Genomic DNA, 20,869 nt, shown 5'->3' with positions numbered 1-20,869 from the left:
TTTAGGGGGTATATATTGGGATGCGTAATTTAAGTGTTAATAAGCAATTGAGAGCAGATTTAATGTTGATTGTAGTTACTATTTTTTGGGGTGCGGCTTATTTATTTATGAAAATAGCGACTGAATCTCTTGAACCCTTTACTTTAATTGCCTATAGATTCATCATTGCTTTTCTTTTATCTGCAATCATTTTTTATAAACGAATGATACAAATAAATTGGAAAATCATTAAATATTCATTTGTTCTGGGAACCATTTTGTTTTTCATTTTCACAACCATAACCGTAGGTATTACTTCTACTTCTGTTTCTAATGCAGGATTTCTTGTTAGTCTTTCTGTTGTATTTGTTCCGATACTAGCAGCGATTTTTTTGAAGCAAAAACCGGAAGCAAAAGTTTTAGTTGGTGTCTGCTGTGCGTTATTTGGAATCGGTCTTTTAACATTAAACAGCCAATTGCAACTAGGATCTGGAGATTTGCTTTGTATTCTTTGTGCATTGTTCTATTCAGTTCATATTCTAGTAACAGATAAGTTTACAAAAGGTGTAGATTCTATAGTACTTGGTGTTACACAACTAGGTATTTGTGGGCTTTGGGGCTTGCTATTTTCTTTTGTATTTGAATCACCAAGCTTAACTCATTCTACAAATGTATGGTTATCCGTACTAGCATTAAGCATTTTTGGTAGTGCTTTTGCTTTCATCGCACAAACAACCGCTCAACAACATACGAGCGCAACACATGCAGGTCTCATTTTTACTCTAGAGCCTATTTTTGCCGCTTTTTTTGCTTTTATTTTTATTGGAGAAACGTTGTCAACAAAAGGTTATATCGGAGCGGCTCTTGTATTAGCAGGTATTCTATTTGCTGAATTTGACTTAAAGAAATTATTTTTTAAGCAGAAAGTAACAGGCAAAGTTCAAATATAAATCAATCATCTGTTATTTGACTCAGGCGTCCCAGAAGCGATTTTTAATCACTTGGGGACGCCTTTTTTATACTTTTAAAATGATTCTTACCTATTTACATCCAATCGGTAATTTAAGATAGATTACTTTTTAAAAAATTTTATAAAATAACTCAAATCAATATCTTTTGAGTTCACCTTCTTTCTTTGCTCTAACAACTTAGTTAGGGATATAACTCTCTTTTATGTTAACCTAAATATTAATTAGTTGACATAAATTAAAATCACTACTACAATTACTGACAGTTACATACAAAACAAAGGAGGATTTCAAATGAAAGTACGTGATCTTACAAATATTGCATTATTTACAGCAATTATGGGGGTGCTCGGTCTCTTCCCACCAATTCCATTGTCATTTACGCCAGTTCCACTAACACTACAAACAGTTGGAATATTTTTAACTGCTGGTTTACTTGGAGCAAGAAAAGGTTTTTATAGTCAAGCTGTATTTTTACTACTCGTTGCCGTTGGGGTTCCGTTATTATCAGGAGGTCGTGGGGGCTTAGGTGTCTTTGTTGGTCCTAGTGCTGGCTATATTTTTGGTTATGCCATTATTACTTTTTGTCTTGGTTTTGCACTATCTCAAATTAAAGAATTAACATTTATGAAACTTTATATTACGAATATTATCATCGGTGTTTTCCTACTATATTGCATCGGAGTACCTGTACAAGCCTTCGTAATGGATTTATCTATTATTGACGTTATAAAAATCAGCTTAGTCTATATTCCTGGTGATATAATTAAAGCGACAATTGCTACTTACATCGTGTATCAATTACGAAAAAGATCAGTTATTCAAAAACAATTACAAAAAGCTAGTTAAAGAAAAGAGGAATTTACATGACTGCAATTACCCATTCTTATCACAATCATTGTAAAAACTTTGAAAATAAAATTGCTATACAAACAGATCAAGATAAGATTACTTATCGAGAATGGGAAAAGCTTATAAACAAAACTGGTCATTGGTTACACTCACAGGAACATGATAAGAAGATAATTGCTTTACTATTACCAAATGGTATTCCTTTTTTACAGGTATTTGCAGGTGCAGCCGCTGCAGGTTGGATTGTCACACCATTAGATAGCAAATGGAAACAAGAAGAGTTAAAGAAGCGTTTATCATTATGTAATCCAACGATTATTGTTACTACTGCGAAATATGTTTCTAAATTATCTGCTATCCATGAGAATGTATTAGTATGGGAAGATTGCGTTCAAGAAATATATAAAGACGCTAACACTCCCCTTCCTGAAATTGATTCAGACTTACCTTTTTACATGGGATTTACATCTGGGTCTACTGGGGAACCTAAAGCATTTGTACGGTCACATCATTCATGGTTAGAAAGCTTTACATGTAACCACAATGATTTACATATGACGCAACATGAAAACGTCCTAATTCCTGGTGCACTTATTCATTCACATTTTTTATACGGTGCAATAAGCACACTATTTCTTGGAGGAACATTATATCTATTAGAAAAATTCTCAGCTTCAAATGTAGTAAACTATGTAAATAAATACCCCATAACCTATATTTATGTAGTACCAACGATGATTGAAGCACTTCTAAAAAAAGAAACATCTATAGAACAAAAGATTACTATTATTTCATCAGGCGCAAAGTGGCAAAAAGAAGCTAAAGAAAAAATGAAAGTGCAGTATCCAAATTGGTATATGTATGAATTTTACGGAGCAAGTGAACTAAGCTTTGTTTCTCTAGCTTCTCAATCAGCTCCTAAAGAATCTGTCGGGAAGCCCTTTCATAATGTTATGATTCAAATCCGAACGCTAACTGGTGAAATTGCATTACCATATGAGGTTGGGAAAATTCACATCAAAAGCCCACTACTATTTATAGGTTATATCCAATCAGCAACAGGAGCCATTCACTCAATAGAAGACGAACAAGGCTGGAGTACTGTCCATGACATGGGTTATTTCGATGAGAATGGTTACTTATTTATTGTTGGTCGTGAAAATAATATGATTTTATATGGTGGTATTAATATTTTCCCAGAAGAAATTGAAAAAGTATTAGTAGCTCATCCTGAAATCGAAGAAGCAATCATTATGGGAACTACTGATTCTTATTGGGGACAGATTGTCATTGCTTTCATACAAGGAACAATCTCGAAAAAAGAAGCACAAGCGTATTGTAAACAACATCTAGCATCATATAAGATTCCGCGCAAATGGTATTTCGTTGATCAAATGCCGCTAACAGCTGGAGGTAAAATTTCACGGCCTAAATTAAAGGAAATGTTTGAAAATGAGGTTATACACCATGAATAAGGCAGTCATTGTAGAAGCTAAAAGAACACCTATCGGACGAAAATCTAAAATGCTACAAGATTATCAACCTGAAAGATTGATGGCACCCATTCTTTCTTATTTAAGTAAAGATATCACTCATTATATTGAAGATGCGATTATAGGAAATGTCGTTGGACCTGGTGGTAATATTGGTCGATTATCTGCCTTAGAAGCAGGATTACCACTCTCAATACCTGGAATGACCATTGATCGTCAATGTAGTGCAGGGTTAGAAGCCATTCGGACCGCCTGCTATTATATTCAAGGTGGGGCAGGCTCTTGTTACTTAGCAGGTGGTGTTGAAAGTGCAAGCACTTCCCCTTTTCCAACACGAGCTCGTTTCGCTCCTGATTCAATTGGTGATCCAGACATGGGGATTGCCGCGGAAAATGTTGCGAAGAAATATCATATTACTCGTGAAATGCAAGACGAATACGCCTTATTAAGTCACGAAAGAAGTTGGGATGCCTTCAATAAAGGGCATTTCAACTCAGAAATAATAGCAATTGATGAACATGATAAAGATGAAGTATTTAACCAACGCAGAGATATGAGTCGAATGATGAACAGAGCAAAAGCAATTTTCGTAAAGGAAAATGGAACAGTTACAACAACTAATAGCTGTGCGATTAACGATGGCGCTAGTGCAGTAGTAGTAATGGAGGAAAAGTTAGCACATAAATTACATTACAAACCTGTCCTTCGATTTATAGATAGTTATGTTACCGGAATTCATCCTCACTTCCCTGCCATTTCACCTGTATCAGCAATACAAGAACTTATTACTAGAAATGATTTAACAATTAAAGACATTGATTTATTTGAAATTAACGAAGCCTTCGCAGTCAAAATTGTAGCTTGTGCACAAGAACTTCATATACCATACGACAGAATCAATGTCTCTGGCGGTGCCTTAACAATCGGGCATCCATACGGTGCATCAGGAGCATTACTCGTTACACGTTTATTTCATGAAGTTCAAAGAAGACCTACTTGTAAATATGTAATTGCAGCAATCGGAAGTGGTGGTGGAATCGGGCTTGCTACCCTCTTTGAAGTCATATAATTGTACAGATAGAAAATTCGGTATATGAAAACAAAAATAGTATAAAAAATAAACAGTTAGATGAAGATTTATATAAAAATCTTCATCTAACTGTTTATTTAAGAAAATATCTTTTCCTAGGTTTTGGTGGATAAAAAGCAATAGATGGATTAGTAATATGTATATCTGGAAAGTCAGGTAAACTCGGGACAATTTCATTGTCATGAAACTCATTCCAATCTACAACGTTTAATGCTTCAGTTGGACAAGCTTCTACACAAGCTGGTTGTAGTCCTTTATCTTGTCTTGAATAACACATATCGCATTTACTAACCTGCAGTGTTTCAATATCAAATTGTATGCCGCCAAACGGACACATATTGACACATAGTTGGCAACTCGAGCATAAATCCTGATCAAGTATTACAATGCCATCTTTTCTCTTCGTAAAAGCACTTTCAGGACAAATCCGAAAGCATTCAGGGTTTTCACAATGATTACAAGATATTGACAAATACATATCACCTGAATTTTTATACACTCGTCTCCATTGAACATTTACCGCTGTTTGATGCTCATTCTTACAAGCTATTTCACAAGATTTACATCCGATGCACTCATCCGTATTAAAAGTAAAGCCAAGTTGTTTAAACATCGGTATTCCTCCATTTTTTCATTTGAACGATACTATTGTAGAAATGAACACTTTCAAGTGCTTTTGTTTGTTTTCCCTCTATACCTATTAAGCGATTTATCGGATTGTTTCCAGCTTGATTTACTAATATCACTTGTTTTGGTAAGTGTGGATTAATTAAGGCTTTTCCGATAAAACTTCCATTATCATTGTACAATTTCACCTGACTATTATTCTCAATATTAAGTTGTTTTGCCGCCTGCTTGGAAACTTCTACCACACTATCCACTTCTTCATGATTTTTCAACCAGGAGATATGCTCATATTGCGAATGAATTCGCAACAACGATTGAGGTGTTATTAGACGAAAGAAACCTGCTTTCATTTCTTCTTCATGAAGTAGAGCATCATAGTATGAAAGTTCTTTACTTTCTTCTTCAGAAAACACATGAAATTTCCTCTGCATTGACGAATCATCAACATCCACTTGTTTCATATATGGCTGATAGTTTAAATCTTCAAGACTATTGATTTGATATAATTCCTTTATTTCTGGCGTTAACTCTTCTTCAATCCAGTCTATCGGATTTTTGTCTGAAGGAAAAGTTGACATTCCTGGGTGTAATTCATTTACTTTACGCATTAATTCCCTAGCAATCATTAAATCACTTTTCGTTTCGTAATATGCTGGAATAGCCTTTTGATTTAAAGATAACCAATAGTGCCAATACCCTACATGTAAGTCTTCTTCTTCAAATTGAGTTGCTGCTGGCAAGACAATATCCGCTTTTTCTACTGTTTTAGTCATGAATAAATCAACAGCAACAATTAGTTCTTGTTGTTCTAATAGCTCTTCCCATTCACGAAGGTTTTGATCTTGCGTAATGATATTCCTTGAAGCAATCCAAAGCAATTTCAGGGGTGGATCCGTTAATGCAAGTGCTTCTTTAGCAAAATCACTTATATCGATTTCTCTTGAAATTGAGCAATCTTGTTTTGGTCCCTCAATATTCAATAGATTCAACGGAAATGCCTCGATATGTGAATGTAAATAATAGATTCCACCATTTTCAACTTCTAAATTTCCGGTTAAAGCAGCTAAACTATTAATAGCACTTATGCTCACTCTTCCCTTTTCATTACGTTGAATTCCAAGTCCGTTCCATGTAACTGCTGGTTTAATTGAACAATATAGATGAACTAATTCGTCAATTGCTTCAACAACAACACCCGTTTTCTTTATTACTACATCAATATCGACATCATTCAATAAGTAATGCTTATATTCAGTCCAACCTTCTACATGTTTTTCCATGTACTCTGTTGCGTATAAATCTTTTTCTACAATTATTTTGGCAATCGCTAAAGCTAAATAAACATCAGACCCTGGATTAATTTGAATATATAGGTCGGCTTTCTTTGCAGTTTCTGTAAAAACAGGGTCTATAACGACAAGCTTGGCACCGTTTCGTCTTGCTTCATATATGTATTTCATTTGATGAATATTCGTAACTGCAGGATTAGCACCCCAGATGATTATTAACTTTGCAAATGCCATTTTCTCTGGTATCCCACTGAAATCTGTACCAAATGCTTTTTGAATAGCATTAATTCCAGTCAATGCACAGAGATTACCTACAGGTTTGGTATGTCCTCCTAAACTATTAAACATACCTTCTGTAGCGTAATGAAGAATACCTAAATTCCCTGAAAATTTATTGTAACCACATGCTAAATGCGAACCATAACGATGATATAATTCTAGAATTTTCTCTGCAATAATAGTATAAGCCTCATCCCATGAAATCCGAATCCAATTGTTTGATCCTCTCGGAACCTGTTTCATCGGATATTGCAAACGTTGTGAGTTATATACATATTGTGTAGCCGCATAGCCTTTTGCACATAGTTTACCTTTATTAAAACCATTTTTCGGATCTCCAGTAACTTTAATTAATTGATTATCTTGCACATAAGATAACATCCCACAAGTACCATAACAATTTCTAGGGCATGTATTTCTATAAATACCATCTTTCATACTGAACAATCCTCACTCTTTAAAAATTCCTTAAACGCTTGATTTTAAATGCTGCTACAATATCTAATCGCTTATTAATATCATCCAGTTTCAACTGAAGAATATCTTCAATTTTCTTCAATCGATATCGAAGTGTATTTCTATGGAGAAATACAACTTCAGAGGTTTTTGTCATATCAAATTGATTAGTTGCATATGCTTCCAATGTTTCTAATAGATTGCCATCATTTTTAGCGTCATACTCATCTAATTCACCCAATATATTATAATAGAATTCTTTTAATTCGTGTAAATCATGTTTATAAAGAATTCTTTCTAAACCCAATTCTAAAAAGAAAGGAGTTTGAATTTTTAATAACAGTCCTAATTCATATGCAATCTTTGCTTCTTGAAAGCTTCGATATAATTCTGTAGGCTCCGTATATACATTCCCTATTCCACAAGCAATCAATCCACTTGTCGGTAAATTGTTAGCTTCACTCAAAACATTTTCTGAAAAGTTTCTAATCACTTTATTTTCGCTATTATCCGAACTATTTATAATAGGAAGAAACACAATAACTTGATTTTTCCGATTCATAATCATTGGTGTTTGATTCGTTTTTTCTATGTAATGTTCTATGATGGATGATGTTTTACTCAAGATTAATTGATCAGAAGAGTAGTTATTATATTGTGTTAACGAAAACACAACAACTGCATGCGGTTGTGTTAAATTCCATTTCCAAATACTCGCTTGCTCAATAATATCTCTAGAGTCTTTCATATTTCCATACAATAAATCAAATAGGAAAGCATCCTTATATTTATAAGACTCTTTTTTTAGTTCAAGCTTCTTTTGCATTTGAAACGTACATAACATAGCTACATATTGTATAATCTCAGCGTATTGACTTAATTCCTCTTCTCCCTCTATATCAAAAACAATTAAATTACCCAATTTATTTTTCTCATGAACAATTGGAAATAATGCTCCTTTATATGTTGTACCTGCAAACGATATATCACATAATACAGTTTCTAATATATAACTATCCTCGCACTCTACTTTTACATATTTTTCAGGATCAAGACCATCAAACTGGTGAGTAATACATTGGATTTCAAATAAATTATCAGTTAAACTAACTGGCTTCTTAATGATTGTAAATAATTGTTGTAGAAGCGGTTCAATGCCTAAATGAGATACACTCATCAATTCTTTTACATAACTTGGTACTTTATATAACTCTTTCACTTACCCTGATTCCCCTTTTTTACTACTTTTGTTTTCCTGTACAAAAAACAGATTAAATATTCGTATGTGAGGTACATATCTTTTCATCTTAATTAAATCTATAATTTTTATTGTAAGATATTGTGATTTAATTCACAAATGGTATTTTACTGGTTATATAGAAATAGACACCAAACATAAGGAACAACATTTCAAATATAACTGTATTTTGCTAGACCAAAATATTCTATACCCTAAAAGATGCTTCTTTTAACAAAAAAAGCTACTCTTTGAACATTTTTCAACAGAGAAAGGAAGACATGTATGCAAGCTATTGCTCAAACAATGAGATTAGAAGATGCTCTTAACGTCTTTCATGCTAGAAATTTTGCTTATGATGTGCTACGGAGATTCTTTATTGAAGAACCTTCTAAAGAATACTTAAAGCAATTTTCTTATCAAAACATGATTGACCTATTCCCTTTTCAAGAAGAATCTCAAGAACTTCAGGAAGGTATTCAACATATTAAGAATTACTTCTCTTCTTATGATCCTGTAAACAATAAGGATGACTATGAAAATCTTCATTGGGATTATACAAAAATGTTTATAGGACCATTTGAAATCAAAGTGTTTCCATGGGAATCAACCTATGTAACTAAAGAAAAATTTCTTTATCAAGAGACTACACTGACTGTAAGAAAAGAATATGAAAAGTTTGCTTTTCAATGTGCAGACTATATGGAAGCTGATGACCATATCGGTTTAGAGCTTGATTTCATGTTTCATCTAAATCAGCTTTGTATTGAATCATGCTCACAAAATAATAAGAATGCCCTCACTGAAGTTTCTTATTTGCTACATGAACAACAGAAATTTATAAATCAGCATTTAGGTAGATTTGTTCAAGCATTTAGTGATGGTGTTACTCAACATGCAGATACTGAGTTTTACATCGGTTTAGCGAAAATTCTAAACCACTACTTACTTATTGATTTAAAAGTTCTTGAAGAACTTTTGAATATACATTTAGAAAAATAAACTATGTATGAGGAGGCAACAAGATGATTGATCTAGTGAAAAAAATTCAAGACTTTAAAATGACTAGAAGATCGTTCATCGGCTGGACATCCGCAATAGCCGCTACAGCCGCTATTCCTGTATCTAGAGGTTTAGTTGCAAAAGCTGAAGAAAGCATTGGTACTGAAGCTGTCAATGATCAAGGTGTTTGGAAAACAGCTGCTTGCTGGCACAACTGTGGTAGTAGATGTTTGAATAAAGCACTTGTTAAAGATGGTGTTGTTATTCGCCAAAAAACGGATGACACTCATGCCGATTCACCTGATTATCCACAGCAACGCGGTTGTTTACGTGGCCGATCACAACGTCACCAAGTCTTTAATGCTGACCGTTTAAAATATCCAATGAAGCGTAAAAATTGGAAGCCTGGCGGTGGTAAGAAGGAACTTCGTGGTAAAGACCAATGGGTTCGTATTTCTTGGGATGAGGCCATTGAACATATCGCATCTGAAACAAAGAGAATTAGTAAAAAGTATGGTAATGAATCCATCTGGGTTACTGGTGGTGCTGACATTAGCAAGGTTATGTCAACTGTTGGTGGTCATACTTCAAGCACTGGTACTATTTCTTGGGGCGCTTGGCTATATACATATGAAATGCTAGGTGTTGGTGAAGGTCTTTATGTGAATGGAATTAACGACCGACTTGATATGAGAAACTCTCAACTAATCGTTCTTTGGGGAGCTAATCCTGCCTGGAGTACAATGGGTAGTGCAACTTATAACTACTTACAAGCGAAAAAAGCTGGAGCAAGATTTATCTCAATCGATCCTTTATACACAGATTCTTGCAATATTTTTGATGCTGATTGGGTACCTGTTCGTCCTGGAACAGACCATGCTCTTGCACTAGGAATTATGTATACATTATTAGATGAAGATGATCCAAAAACAAATCCTCTTGTTAAATGGGATTTCTTAAATAAATATACAGTCGGCTTTGATGCTGAGCATATGCCTAAAGGTGCAAAAAAGGAAGATAACTTTAAGGATTACTTATTAGGAACATATGACAAACAACCTAAAACACCGGAATGGGCTTCCGAAATCTGTGGTGTTAAACCAACCAAAATTCGTGAGTTAGCTAGAGAAATCGGTGGTACTGAACGTGTTGCTCTTCTTACAGGATGGGCTCCAGCACGTATTAATAATGGTGAAGGATGGGTTCAAGCATTCTCAACATTAGGAATGATGACTGGTCATATGGGAAGTTCAGGTAACATGACTGGCGTTAGCTGTTGGGAATATGCAGGTAATATGGGACCAATGCTAATCAATGGTGGTGGCGATAACCTGCCTTCCATTGAAAATCCAATAGATAATGTCATTAACGAAAATCAAATTTTCGATGCTGTTCTAACGGGTAAATACCTACAAAAGCATGAAGGCGAAAGAAAAGTTAATATTCAATTTATCTATCATAACTATAATGCTACCCTTCAAACAAGAAGCAATATAATGAGAGGTATTGAAGCACATAGAAAAGTAGAATTTGTAGTATCACATGCGTACGCCTTAACTACTAACGCTAAGTATTCAGATATTGTACTCCCTGTTACAACTGAATGGGAAAACGTTGGTAATGTAACAGGTGGTAACCGAGAAATCTTGATCACTTGGACGAAGATTATCGATCCATTATATGAAGCTAAGAGTGACCAAGCTATCGCTAAACTACTATTAAAAGCTTTAGGTAAAGATCCTAAAGAAGTATATCCATTTGATGAAAAGCAACAATTCTTTAATAAACTAGCTGGAAGTACAGTTGTGAAAGAAAACGGTGTTGATTACGAGCCGTTATTAACAATCACAGCAGCTGATATTAAAGAATGGGGTGTTGATGGTAAACCTCAACAAGGTCGCGTTCCATTAAAAGAATACTTAGATAAAGGTATCTATCAAGTGCCACGTAAAAAAGGCGATAACTTTGGATTTATTGCGTACAAAGATTTCATTGATGATCCAGTTAAAAATCCTGTATCAAGTGAAAGCGGGAAATTTGAAATCTATTGTCGTGCTCTAAATGAAGCATCTAAAACAGCCTTTACTGAGATTGCACCGATTGCCAAATATGAACCTAGAGCTGAAGGTTATGAGTCTACCTTTAAAGATTGGGACAAGAAGAAAAAAGGAAAATACCCTTATCAAGTCTTTAATCCACATTATTTAAGACGCTCACATAGTACATTTGACAATGTACCACAATTACGTGAAGCATGGCCAAACCCAGTCTACATCAGTACACAAGATGCAACTGATTTAGGAATTAAAGATGGTGATACGGTTGCATTATCAAATGAGCATGGTAAAACATTGCGCCCTGCTAAAGTTGTGGAAACTTTAATACCTGGTACTCTAGCCCTTCCTCACGGTGCATGGGTAGATCTAGATGAAGATGAAAAAGTCGACCGTGCCGGAGCGGATAATATGCTTGTAGGCTATGTCCCTACTGGTCTTGGAACATCTGGATATAATACAGCTAGATGTAACCTTGAGAAATGGGACGGCGAACAACTAATTGAAGACGATAAGTGGGAACAACGTATTATCAAATTCTAATAATTAATACGAAAGGAGGCTACAAGAAATGGCACAAATGGGTTTCTATATAAATGTAGCTGAATGTATCGGATGTAAAACTTGTGTTGTTGCTTGTAAAGATACAAATAACTTAGAGGTAGGCAGAAACTACAGACGAGTATACGATTTTATCGATGGTACGTATCCAAATGTATCAATGAGACATATTTCAATCTCTTGTAATCATTGTGATGAGCCAGCTTGTGCTAAAAACTGCCCTACTAATGCAATGCATAAGCGTAAAGAAGATGGTGTTGTTGTCATTGATCATGATAAATGCATTGGCTGTCGTTATTGTCAATGGAATTGTCCATACGGAGCTCCACAATATAATGAAGAACTTGGCATGATGACTAAATGTGATACTTGTTTAGAATTGCGTGAAAATGGTGAAGAACCACACTGTGTGACATCTTGTCCAATGCGCGCTATTGAGTTTGGTGAAATTAAAGAACTACGAGCTAAATATGGAAAAAATGCTGACATTAAAGGTATTCCAAGCTCATCTATTACAAAGCCAAATTTAGTTATTACACCACTTAATCAATCAAAATAAAGGAGGTTTTCACACATGCATGAGTGGGCATTATTAATCTTAACCGTAGCAGTACCAGCTGCTGTTGGTGGAATGTTATTCTTATGGTTTGCTCAAAATATGTTAAAGAAAAATGGCGAAGATATGTTCAAAATGATGAAGCTACCACTAATTATTATTGCTGTGGTATCCGTTATTGGATTAATTGCTTCCTTCTTCCATTTAGGTAAACCAATTCATGCTTTGAACGCAGTTAGAGGATTTGGTTCATCTTGGATGAGTAACGAAATTGTTGTAACAGGTCTTTTCATTGCTCTAGCATGTATTACAGCTGGATTAGCTCTTGTTCAGAAAAAAATCAATCCAGTACTAATGCTTATTACAGGAATCGTAGGTTTAGCAGATATTTTCTGTATGGCACAACTTTACAAAGTGACAAGAGTTAACGGCTGGGATCATATAAATACATACCTAGTGTTCTATGGAACTGCCTTCACTCTAGGTCCTGTATTAGGTGCTAGTTTACTAGTAAATACTGTTAAAGGTGATAATTTAAAATCTATCACAAAATGGGCATTTGCAATCGGTATTTTCGGAGTAGCGATTCAATTAATAGGTACTGCTATGTTTAACGGATATGTTGCAGATATGGAACTTATTAATACTGTTTCTGCTTCTGAAAAACTAGCATCATATTCAGGTTTCATTGGTGCTCGTTGGATTATCGAAGCAATTGGTCTTGCTGGTCTAGGATACTTAGCTCTTTCTTCGATGAAGAAAAAGGTCAATTATTCCTTAATCTATGCCTCATTGGTAATCTTCTTGATTGCTGAAGGTATGAGCAGATACTTCTTTTACGTATTAGGCGCGTAATCAAGAATACAAAAACGGTAGGGAATCTTTATATCCCCTACCGTTTTTAATTTTCCAAAATATATTAATCACATAAATTACCAACTAATATGTGTCAAACCTATTACAATTTATAAAACCTATACTCACAACCTATAGATATTGTGATATAATTCACACCTAGAAGTTAAAATCTTTTCTAGTTATTTACAAATACAAAAGGAAGTGGATCAATGAATCCCCTATCTCAACCTAGTAATGTCAATGTAACCAATAAAAAATTAAAAGCATATTTGGCTATCTATAATGATATTCAAGATACAACTTTAGAACATATTTCACAATTTGGATTACCTTTAGAACAAGAAAATAATCAAAAAGAAAATTATTTCACAAAAATCAATCAATTGAACAATAAAGGTGCACTAGTAAGAAATAATTGTAAAAGCGTTGTTTCCAACGGCAAGATTTCCAGTGCATGTGAGGCATGCCAAACTGGTACTGGTAGTTATACATCCTTTATTTCACTAAAATGTCATCGCGATTGCTATTTTTGTTTTAACGAAAACCAAGACAACTATCATTTTTATTTAAATAATCAAAGAAATGCCAATCAAGAGCTTTCCGACTTAATCCAACAAGGTGTAAATTTAACACATCTTGCATTAACAGGTGGAGAACCTCTATTACATCCTGAAGAAACGATTAAGTTCTTTAAGCTTGCACAAGAATTAACTCCACAAAGCCATACCCGCTTATATACAACGGGTGATTTTTTAACGAAAGAAATTTTACAGCAATTAAAAGACGCTTCTCTTGATGAATTACGTTTTAGTATCAAATTAGAAGATTCTAAACAAAAACAAAAGCATATTTTGCGTCAAATTGAGTTAGCAAATCAATATATTCCTATAGTAATGGTTGAAATGCCAGTTATGCCTGGTACGCGAGAAGGAATGAAAGAGCTTCTAATACAATTAGACCGTCTCAATATCTTTGGTATTAATTTATTAGAGCTATGCTTCCCTTTCAGAAATGCCAACAAATTTAAAGAGAATGGCTTTGAACTGAAGAACCCACCTTATGATGTGTATTACAACTTTTGGTATGCAGGTGGCCTAGCTATTGCAGAAAGTGAAAGATTAAGTTTAGAGTTAGTGGACTTTGCGATTGAACAAAATCTTCAATTGGGCGTTCATTATTGTTCACTAGAAAACAAATTCACTGGACAAATTTATCAGCAAAATTTTGATGCCAAATTGGATAAAACATATCAGTTTTCATCAACAGATTATTACTTTAAAACAGCTAAAGTTTTCGGCAGTGACAAGAACAAAGTTAAGTCTATTCTAAAAAAGCATAACTTCCCTTTTACTATGAATAGTGACTATGATTTTATTCAATTCCCTACTGACGCTATTGAGTTGATACAACATACAGATGTTGAAATCTTGTTATCCTCAAATGTGGTTGAAAATGATGGTCAAGGTCAGAATATCCGTGAAGTTCATGTTGAAGTTCTTACAACAAAGTAGATAATCATACGATTCCCTACTATTCAATACTTATTACTTTTTTTACGAGAGGACGAAGAGAATGCAAGCTACAAAGGAAAGTATGAAATTAGAAGATGTGCTAAACATCTTTCATGCGCGAAATTTTGCTTATGATATTCTACGAAGATTCTTCATCGAAGAACCTTCGAAAGAATATTTAAAGCCTTTCGCTTATCAAAATATGATTGACCTATTCCCTTTTCAAGAGGAATCAGAAGGAATTAAAGAAGGTATTCAAGATATTAAGAACTACCTTTCTTCGTATGATCCAGTCAACAAAAATGAAGATTATGAAAACCTACACTGGGATTTTACAAAAATGTTCATTGGTCCTTTTGAAATTAAAGTTAAACCATATGAATCTGCATATGTTTCAAATGACGGTCTCTTATTTCAAGGTACTACAATGGCAGTTCGAAATCTTTATAAACAATTTGCTTTCCAATCTGCTGATCATATGGAAGCAGACGACCACATTGGCTTAGAATTAGACTTCATGTTTCATTTGAATCAACTTTGTATTGAATCATGTCAGCAAGATAATCCGAATGCTTTGCCTGAAATTTATTATTTACTAAAACAGCAACAATCTTTTATAAATAATCATTTATCCAAATTTGTGAACGAATTCACAGATGGTGTTATTGAGCAGGCTGATACAGATTTTTACAAAGGTTTAGCTAAACTGCTTAATCACTACTTATTAATTGATTTAAATGTTCTTAATGAACTTTTAAATATAGATTTACAAAATCATTAAACATTTAGGAGGGGTAAGATGATTGATCTAGTGAAGAAAATCCAAGAATTTAAAATGACAAGAAGATCGTTCATCGGTTGGACTTCAGCGCTAGCCGCTACTGCAGCCATACCCGTATCGAGAGGTTTAGTCGCAAAGGCTGAAGAAAAAATCGGTACTGAAGCTGCCGGTGGTGAAGGTGTATGGAAAACAGTTGCCTGCTGGCATAACTGCGGAGGCAGATGTTTAAATAAAGCTCTAATTAAAGACGGCGTTGTCGTTCGTCAAAAAACAGATGATACACACGAAGACTCACCTGACTTCCCACAACAACGTGGATGTCTGCGCGGTCGTTCACAACGACATCAAGTATTTAGCGCTGACCGCTTAAAATACCCAATGAAACGTAAAAACTGGAAGCCAGGTGGCGGAAATAAAGAGCTACGTGGTAAAGACCAATGGGTACGTATTTCTTGGGACGAAGCAATTGAGCATATTGCTTCAGAAACAAAGCGTATTAGCAAAAAGTATGGTAACCAATCTATCTGGGTAACTGGTGGCGGAGATATTAGTAAAGTAATGTCTTCTGTTGGTGGTCATACAGTAAATACGGGTCCAACATCTTATGGTGCATGGCTATACACACATGACTTACTTGGAGTAAGTGAAGGTATTGCCGTTAACGGTATAAACGACCGTCTGGATTTACGTAACTCTCAATTAATCGTACTTTGGGGTGCTAACCCTGCTTGGAGTTCACTTGGTAATGCAACATATCATTACATTCAAGCGAAAAAAGCTGGAGCACGCTTCATTTCTATTGACCCAATGTACACAGACACTAACAACGTACTTGATGCTGAATGGGTTCCTGTTCGTCCAGGCACAGACCATGCCCTTGCACTTGGTATTATGTACACATTATTAGAAGAAGATAATCCAGCAACGAATCCATTAGTTAAGTGGGACTTCTTAAAGAAATACACAATTGGTTTCACAGCTGACAATATGCCAGCTGGTGCTAAGCCAGAAGATAACATGAAGGATTATATCCTAGGAACATATGATAAGCTTCCAAAAACACCTGAATGGGCATCTGAAATTTGCGGTGTAACTCCTGAAGGAATCCGTAAACTCGCTCGTGAAATCGGTGGAACGGACCGTGTGGCCTTATTAACTGGTTGGGCTCCTGCTCGTACAAACAACGGTGAAGGTTGGGTTCAAGCATTCTCTACATTAGGAATGATGACTGGCCACATCGGTAGCCCTGGTAACATGACTGGTGTAAGTGTATGGCAATATGCGGCTAACATGGGACCAATGCTAGTTAATCCAGGTGGCGATGGCTTACCTGCTATCGAAAACCCTGTAGATTACGTAATTAACGATAACCAAATCTTCGATGCAGTACTTGATGGTAAGTACCTACAAAAGCATGAAGGCGAAAGAAAAATCGATATTCAATTCATTTATCATGGTTACAACGCTACCCTACAAACGAAAGCTAATATCATGAAAGGTATTAAAGCACACCGTAAAGTAGAATTCGTTGTTACTAATGCTTACGTTTTACAAACAAATGCCAAGTACTCTGATATCGTTCTCCCTGTTTGTACAGAATGGGAAATTGAAGGTAACTTAGGTACTGGTAACCGTGAAATGCTAATTGCATGGACAAAAATCGTTGATCCTTTATATGAAAGTAAAACAGACCAAGAGATTGCTCGTCTATTGTTAAAAGCTTTAGGAAAAGATCCTAAAGAAGTATATCCAATTAGCGAGAAGCAACAATTCTTTAACAAGCTTGCTGGATGTACAGTTATTAAAGATAATGGTGTAGATTTCGAGCCATTAGTAACAATTACTGCTCAAGATATTAAAGAATGGGGTGTTGAAGGTACTCCGCAACAAGGTCGCTTACCTTTAAAAGAGTATTTGGACCGCGGTGTTTACCAAGTACCTCGTAAGATTGGCGACAAATTCGGCTGTATCGCATACAAAGATTTCATCGATAATCCAGCGAAAAACCCACTTACTACTGAGAGTGGTAAATTCGAAATCTATTGTCGTGCCTTACATGAGGCTTCTAAGACAGCCTTTACTGAAATTGCACCAATCGCGAAATACGAACAACGTGTTGAAGGTTATGAAGCTACATTTAAAGACTGGGAAAAGAAAAAGAAAGGTGACTATCCTTTCCAAGTATTTAACCCACACTATTTAAGACGCTCACATAGTACATTTGATAACGTTGGACAGCTTCGTGAAGCATGGCCAAATCCGGTATATATGAATGCAACTGATGCGAAAGAAATTGGCATTAAAGATGGTGAAACAGTCCTTCTTTCCAACCAATACGGTAAAGTATTACGTCCAGCTAAAGTTACTGAAACGATTATGCCTGGTACGGTTGCCCTTCCACACGGTGCATGGGTAGATTTAGATGAAGATGAAAAAATCGACCGCGGTGGCGCTGACAATGTTCTAGTTGGTCATATCCCAACAGGTCTTGGTACATCTGGCTATAACACTGCGATTTGTAACATCGAAAAGTGGAATGGTGAGCAATTAGAAGAAGATTGCAAATGGAAGCAACGTATTGTTGATTATAAATAATGTAATTTGAAAGGAGGTTGCAAGAAATGGCACAAATGGGTTTCCACATTAACGTAGCTCATTGTATCGGCTGCAAAACTTGTGTTGTTGCTTGTAAAGATACAAATAATTTGGAGGTAGGCAGAAACTTCAGACGCGTATATGATTTCTGTGAAGGCTCCTTCCCTAACGTTTCAATGGCGCACGTCTCCCTTTCATGCAATCATTGTGATGAACCTGCATGTATGAAAGGCTGCCCTACACATGCTTTACAAAAGCGTGATGAAGATGGCGTTGTTATTATCGACCATGATCGTTGTATCGGATGTCGCTATTGTGAATGGAATTGTCCATACGGCGCACCACAATTCAGTGAAGAGCTTGGTATGATGACGAAATGTGATACTTGTCTAGATTTACGTAAAAAAGGTGAAGAACCACATTGCGTTACATCATGTCCAATGCGAGCAATTGAATTTGGTGAAATTGAAGAACTACGAGCTAAATATGGCAAAAATGCTGATATTAAAGGTATTCCAAGTTCATCAATCACAAAACCTAACTTAGTTATTACACCACTTAACCAATCTAAATAAAGGAGGAATTCTACATGCATGAGTGGGCATTGTTAATTATGACTGTAGCTGTTCCTGCCTCTATTGGTGGAATGCTATTCTTATGGTTCGCGCAAAATATGTTAAAGAAAAATACTAAAAATGATTTATTCAAAATCATGAAACTTCCCCTTCTAATTATTGCGGCGGTTTCTGTTATTGGTTTAATCGCATCATTCTTCCATTTAGGTAAACCAATCCATGCATTAAATGCTATTAGAGGATTTGGTTCATCTTGGATGAGTAATGAAATTGTTGTTACGGGATTATTTATTGGATTAGCGTGTTTAACTGCTGGTTTAGCCATTATCCAAAAGAAAATCAACCCTATTTTAATGCTTGTTACTGCTATCGTCGGTTTAGCCGATATCTTCTGCATGGCACAGCTTTACAAAGTAACACGAGTAAGTGGTTGGGATCATGTTAATACGTACTTAGTATTCTATGGTACTGCCTTTACACTAGGACCTGTTTTAGGTGCAAGCTTACTTGTTCCTTCATTAAAAGGTGAAGAATTACACAAACTGATTAAATGGGCGTTCGCAATCGGTATTTTCGGTGTAGCAATTCAGCTTGTTGGTACGGCAATGTTTAACAGCTATGTTGGCGATATGAACTTAATTGATACAGTATCCGCTTCTGAAAAACTATCATCGTACTCTGGCTTTATTGGAATTCGTTGGATAATTGAGGCTGTTGCTCTTTCAGGTCTTGGCTACCTTGCCCTTTCTTCAACGAAGAAAAACTATACTTTAATCTTCGCTGCCCTTGCTGTCTTCTTTATCGCTGAAGGCATGAGCAGATATGTATTCTACGTTTTAGGAGCATAAAAATAGTAAACTTGTAGTATATTACTACACTAAACACGTAGAAATTTAAAGTAAGTCTCGTATGTTTCGCTAAGAAAACATACGAGGCTTATATTTATATCATCAATACCATTTACAGATGGAACTTGGGAGGTATCTTGGTATGGGGATTGTCGGAAAATGGGCTGAGAGTCTTGATTATCAATATGAAATAAACACAGCAATATGCGTTAGACATAAAAGTCCCTTCTCTACATGTCAGGCATGTGTAGGAGTATGCCATGAGAATGCTATCTCACTCATAGATAGCAAACCAGAAATCAATCGTGATCAATGTAGCGAATGTGGCAAATGTCTTGCAATATGTCCAGTACAAGCTATTAGTGGAATTTATCCAAAACGAAATGTACTTAATGGTGAATTAATCATTGATTCTGAGCATATTCCTTCCTTTAATGAATTGCTCATTTACTATGCAAAGGGTATTAAAATACTATCTTATGAAGAAAACGAAATAGATTCTTCATTATTGCAAGCTTTTGATAAAGCAAACCAATACTTACATGAGCTTAATAAAGAACCTTTTCAATTGAAAACGGGTGTATCATGTCCTGAAGAAGATGAACCTACCTATTCAAGACGCGATTTGTTTTCATTATGGAAGAAAGAAAGTAAAACATTAGTTTCTCAAGTTACACCTGCTAAATGGCGCTTCAATCAAGAAGACTTTGAACTTGCCAAGTATTATCGTGATTATCAGTTTTATTCTATTCAAATCAATAATCATCAGTGTTCATTATGCAAAATATGCGTTTCTCTTTGTGAGAAGAATTGTTTCAAAATAGTTGAAGACCAACTCATCGTTTCATCTCAATCGTGTTCGGACTGTAAGCTTTGTACCGATGTTTGCCCTGAAAACGCCATAACAATACTGCAAAACATCAGTGAAATAAAACAAAATGAATACCCTCTTTTCACAAAAACATGTTCATCTTGCAAAAAGAGCTTTCAAACACTGAGAGCCGAAGATGATTGTTGTTTTATTTGTAATAAACGTAAGGCTGATTACTTGCCTAGTTAATTATATAGAGCTGTTTAAGCATTTTTATTAAATTTCAAGACAAGGATAGATGACCAAATTTACATCTATCCTTTTTGTGCAACATATTTTTTGATTAACCTCTTTTTATACTATCCTTTCTTGCGATTTAGAAAGTTGGTTTTAATATAAAATCCTTATTCCCCACTGAATATTAAATTCATTTATGAATACAAACTA

17 protein-coding genes are annotated in these 20,869 nt (G+C 35.2%); 14 read left to right on the top strand and 3 right to left on the bottom strand.

From position 1 onward, the window contains the following. The first annotated feature begins 20 nt into the window (after positions 1 to 20). From TX86_RS06450 to TX86_RS06435, 4 genes are all read left to right on the top strand, one after another. Positions 21 to 929, top strand: coding sequence for a DMT family transporter (locus TX86_RS06450; RefSeq protein ID WP_042347352.1), 909 nt, complete (start codon positions 21 to 23; stop codon positions 927 to 929). 312 nt (positions 930 to 1,241) lie between these two features. Beyond that, positions 1,242 to 1,796 (top strand): biotin transporter BioY, encoded by a 555-nt coding sequence (locus tag TX86_RS06445; RefSeq protein ID WP_042347351.1) that lies wholly within the window; start codon positions 1,242 to 1,244, stop codon positions 1,794 to 1,796. A gap of 17 nt (positions 1,797 to 1,813) precedes the next feature. Further along, positions 1,814 to 3,274, top strand: coding sequence for an AMP-binding protein (locus tag TX86_RS06440; protein WP_042347350.1), 1,461 nt, complete (start codon positions 1,814 to 1,816; stop codon positions 3,272 to 3,274). Next, positions 3,267 to 4,361, top strand: a complete 1,095-nt coding sequence (locus tag TX86_RS06435; RefSeq protein WP_042347349.1) for an acetyl-CoA C-acyltransferase — start codon at positions 3,267 to 3,269, stop codon at positions 4,359 to 4,361. Before TX86_RS06440 ends, TX86_RS06435 begins: the two co-directional genes overlap by 8 nt. Before the next feature lie 94 nt (positions 4,362 to 4,455). On the opposite strand, the gene TX86_RS06430 is transcribed toward TX86_RS06435, so the two are convergent. Genes TX86_RS06430 through TX86_RS06420 form a run of 3 tightly spaced genes read right to left on the bottom strand, consistent with a single transcriptional unit; the run spans position 4,456 to position 8,252 of the window. Further along, positions 4,456 to 4,995: a 4Fe-4S dicluster domain-containing protein gene (locus tag TX86_RS06430; RefSeq protein WP_042347348.1), complete on the bottom strand. Its 540-nt coding sequence runs from the start codon at positions 4,993 to 4,995 to the stop codon at positions 4,456 to 4,458. Beyond that, the gene (locus TX86_RS06425; protein ID WP_042347346.1) at positions 4,988 to 7,015 is read right to left on the bottom strand and encodes a molybdopterin-dependent oxidoreductase; all 2,028 of its coding nucleotides are present in this window, start codon (positions 7,013 to 7,015) and stop codon (positions 4,988 to 4,990) included. Before TX86_RS06425 ends, TX86_RS06430 begins: the two co-directional genes overlap by 8 nt. Positions 7,016 to 7,034: 19 nt before the next feature. Then, positions 7,035 to 8,252 (bottom strand): PucR family transcriptional regulator, encoded by a 1,218-nt coding sequence (locus tag TX86_RS06420; RefSeq protein ID WP_052343560.1) that lies wholly within the window; start codon positions 8,250 to 8,252, stop codon positions 7,035 to 7,037. Positions 8,253 to 8,555: 303 nt separating this feature from the next. On the opposite strand from TX86_RS06420, the gene TX86_RS06415 reads away from it, so the two are divergent. From TX86_RS06415 to TX86_RS06370, 10 genes are all read left to right on the top strand, one after another. Then, the gene (locus tag TX86_RS06415) at positions 8,556 to 9,272 is read left to right on the top strand and encodes a TorD/DmsD family molecular chaperone (protein ID WP_052343559.1); all 717 of its coding nucleotides are present in this window, start codon (positions 8,556 to 8,558) and stop codon (positions 9,270 to 9,272) included. A gap of 23 nt (positions 9,273 to 9,295) precedes the next feature. Then, positions 9,296 to 11,869: a molybdopterin-dependent oxidoreductase gene (locus TX86_RS06410; RefSeq protein WP_042347344.1), complete on the top strand. Its 2,574-nt coding sequence runs from the start codon at positions 9,296 to 9,298 to the stop codon at positions 11,867 to 11,869. Positions 11,870 to 11,897: 28 nt separating this feature from the next. Beyond that, positions 11,898 to 12,446 (top strand): DMSO/selenate family reductase complex B subunit, encoded by a 549-nt coding sequence (locus TX86_RS06405; protein ID WP_042347343.1) that lies wholly within the window; start codon positions 11,898 to 11,900, stop codon positions 12,444 to 12,446. 15 nt (positions 12,447 to 12,461) lie between these two features. After that, the gene (locus TX86_RS06400; RefSeq protein ID WP_042347341.1) at positions 12,462 to 13,298 is read left to right on the top strand and encodes a dimethyl sulfoxide reductase anchor subunit family protein; all 837 of its coding nucleotides are present in this window, start codon (positions 12,462 to 12,464) and stop codon (positions 13,296 to 13,298) included. Between the two features lie 212 nt (positions 13,299 to 13,510). Further along, positions 13,511 to 14,812: a radical SAM protein gene (locus tag TX86_RS06395; RefSeq protein WP_042347338.1), complete on the top strand. Its 1,302-nt coding sequence runs from the start codon at positions 13,511 to 13,513 to the stop codon at positions 14,810 to 14,812. Between the two features lie 61 nt (positions 14,813 to 14,873). Beyond that, positions 14,874 to 15,593, top strand: coding sequence for a TorD/DmsD family molecular chaperone (locus TX86_RS06390; protein ID WP_052343558.1), 720 nt, complete (start codon positions 14,874 to 14,876; stop codon positions 15,591 to 15,593). An 18-nt stretch (positions 15,594 to 15,611) separates the two neighbouring features. Then, the gene (locus TX86_RS06385; RefSeq protein WP_042347336.1) at positions 15,612 to 18,188 is read left to right on the top strand and encodes a molybdopterin-dependent oxidoreductase; all 2,577 of its coding nucleotides are present in this window, start codon (positions 15,612 to 15,614) and stop codon (positions 18,186 to 18,188) included. Between the two features lie 26 nt (positions 18,189 to 18,214). After that, positions 18,215 to 18,763, top strand: coding sequence for a DMSO/selenate family reductase complex B subunit (locus TX86_RS06380; protein ID WP_042347334.1), 549 nt, complete (start codon positions 18,215 to 18,217; stop codon positions 18,761 to 18,763). A gap of 14 nt (positions 18,764 to 18,777) precedes the next feature. After that, on the top strand, positions 18,778 to 19,611 hold the full coding sequence (locus TX86_RS06375) for a dimethyl sulfoxide reductase anchor subunit family protein (protein WP_042347332.1): 834 nt from the start codon (positions 18,778 to 18,780) through the stop codon (positions 19,609 to 19,611). A gap of 142 nt (positions 19,612 to 19,753) precedes the next feature. Then, positions 19,754 to 20,671, top strand: coding sequence for a 4Fe-4S binding protein (locus tag TX86_RS06370; RefSeq protein ID WP_042347330.1), 918 nt, complete (start codon positions 19,754 to 19,756; stop codon positions 20,669 to 20,671). Positions 20,672 to 20,869 lie beyond the last annotated feature (198 nt).

Origin of the sequence: Bacillus massiliigorillae (assembly GCF_000380245.2) — a bacterium.
GTDB lineage: Bacteria > Bacillota > Bacilli > Bacillales > DSM-1321 > Bacillus_AD > Bacillus_AD massiliigorillae.
The sequence above is the reverse complement of the archived record's forward strand: the minus strand, read 5'-3'. Positions and strand labels throughout refer to the sequence as shown.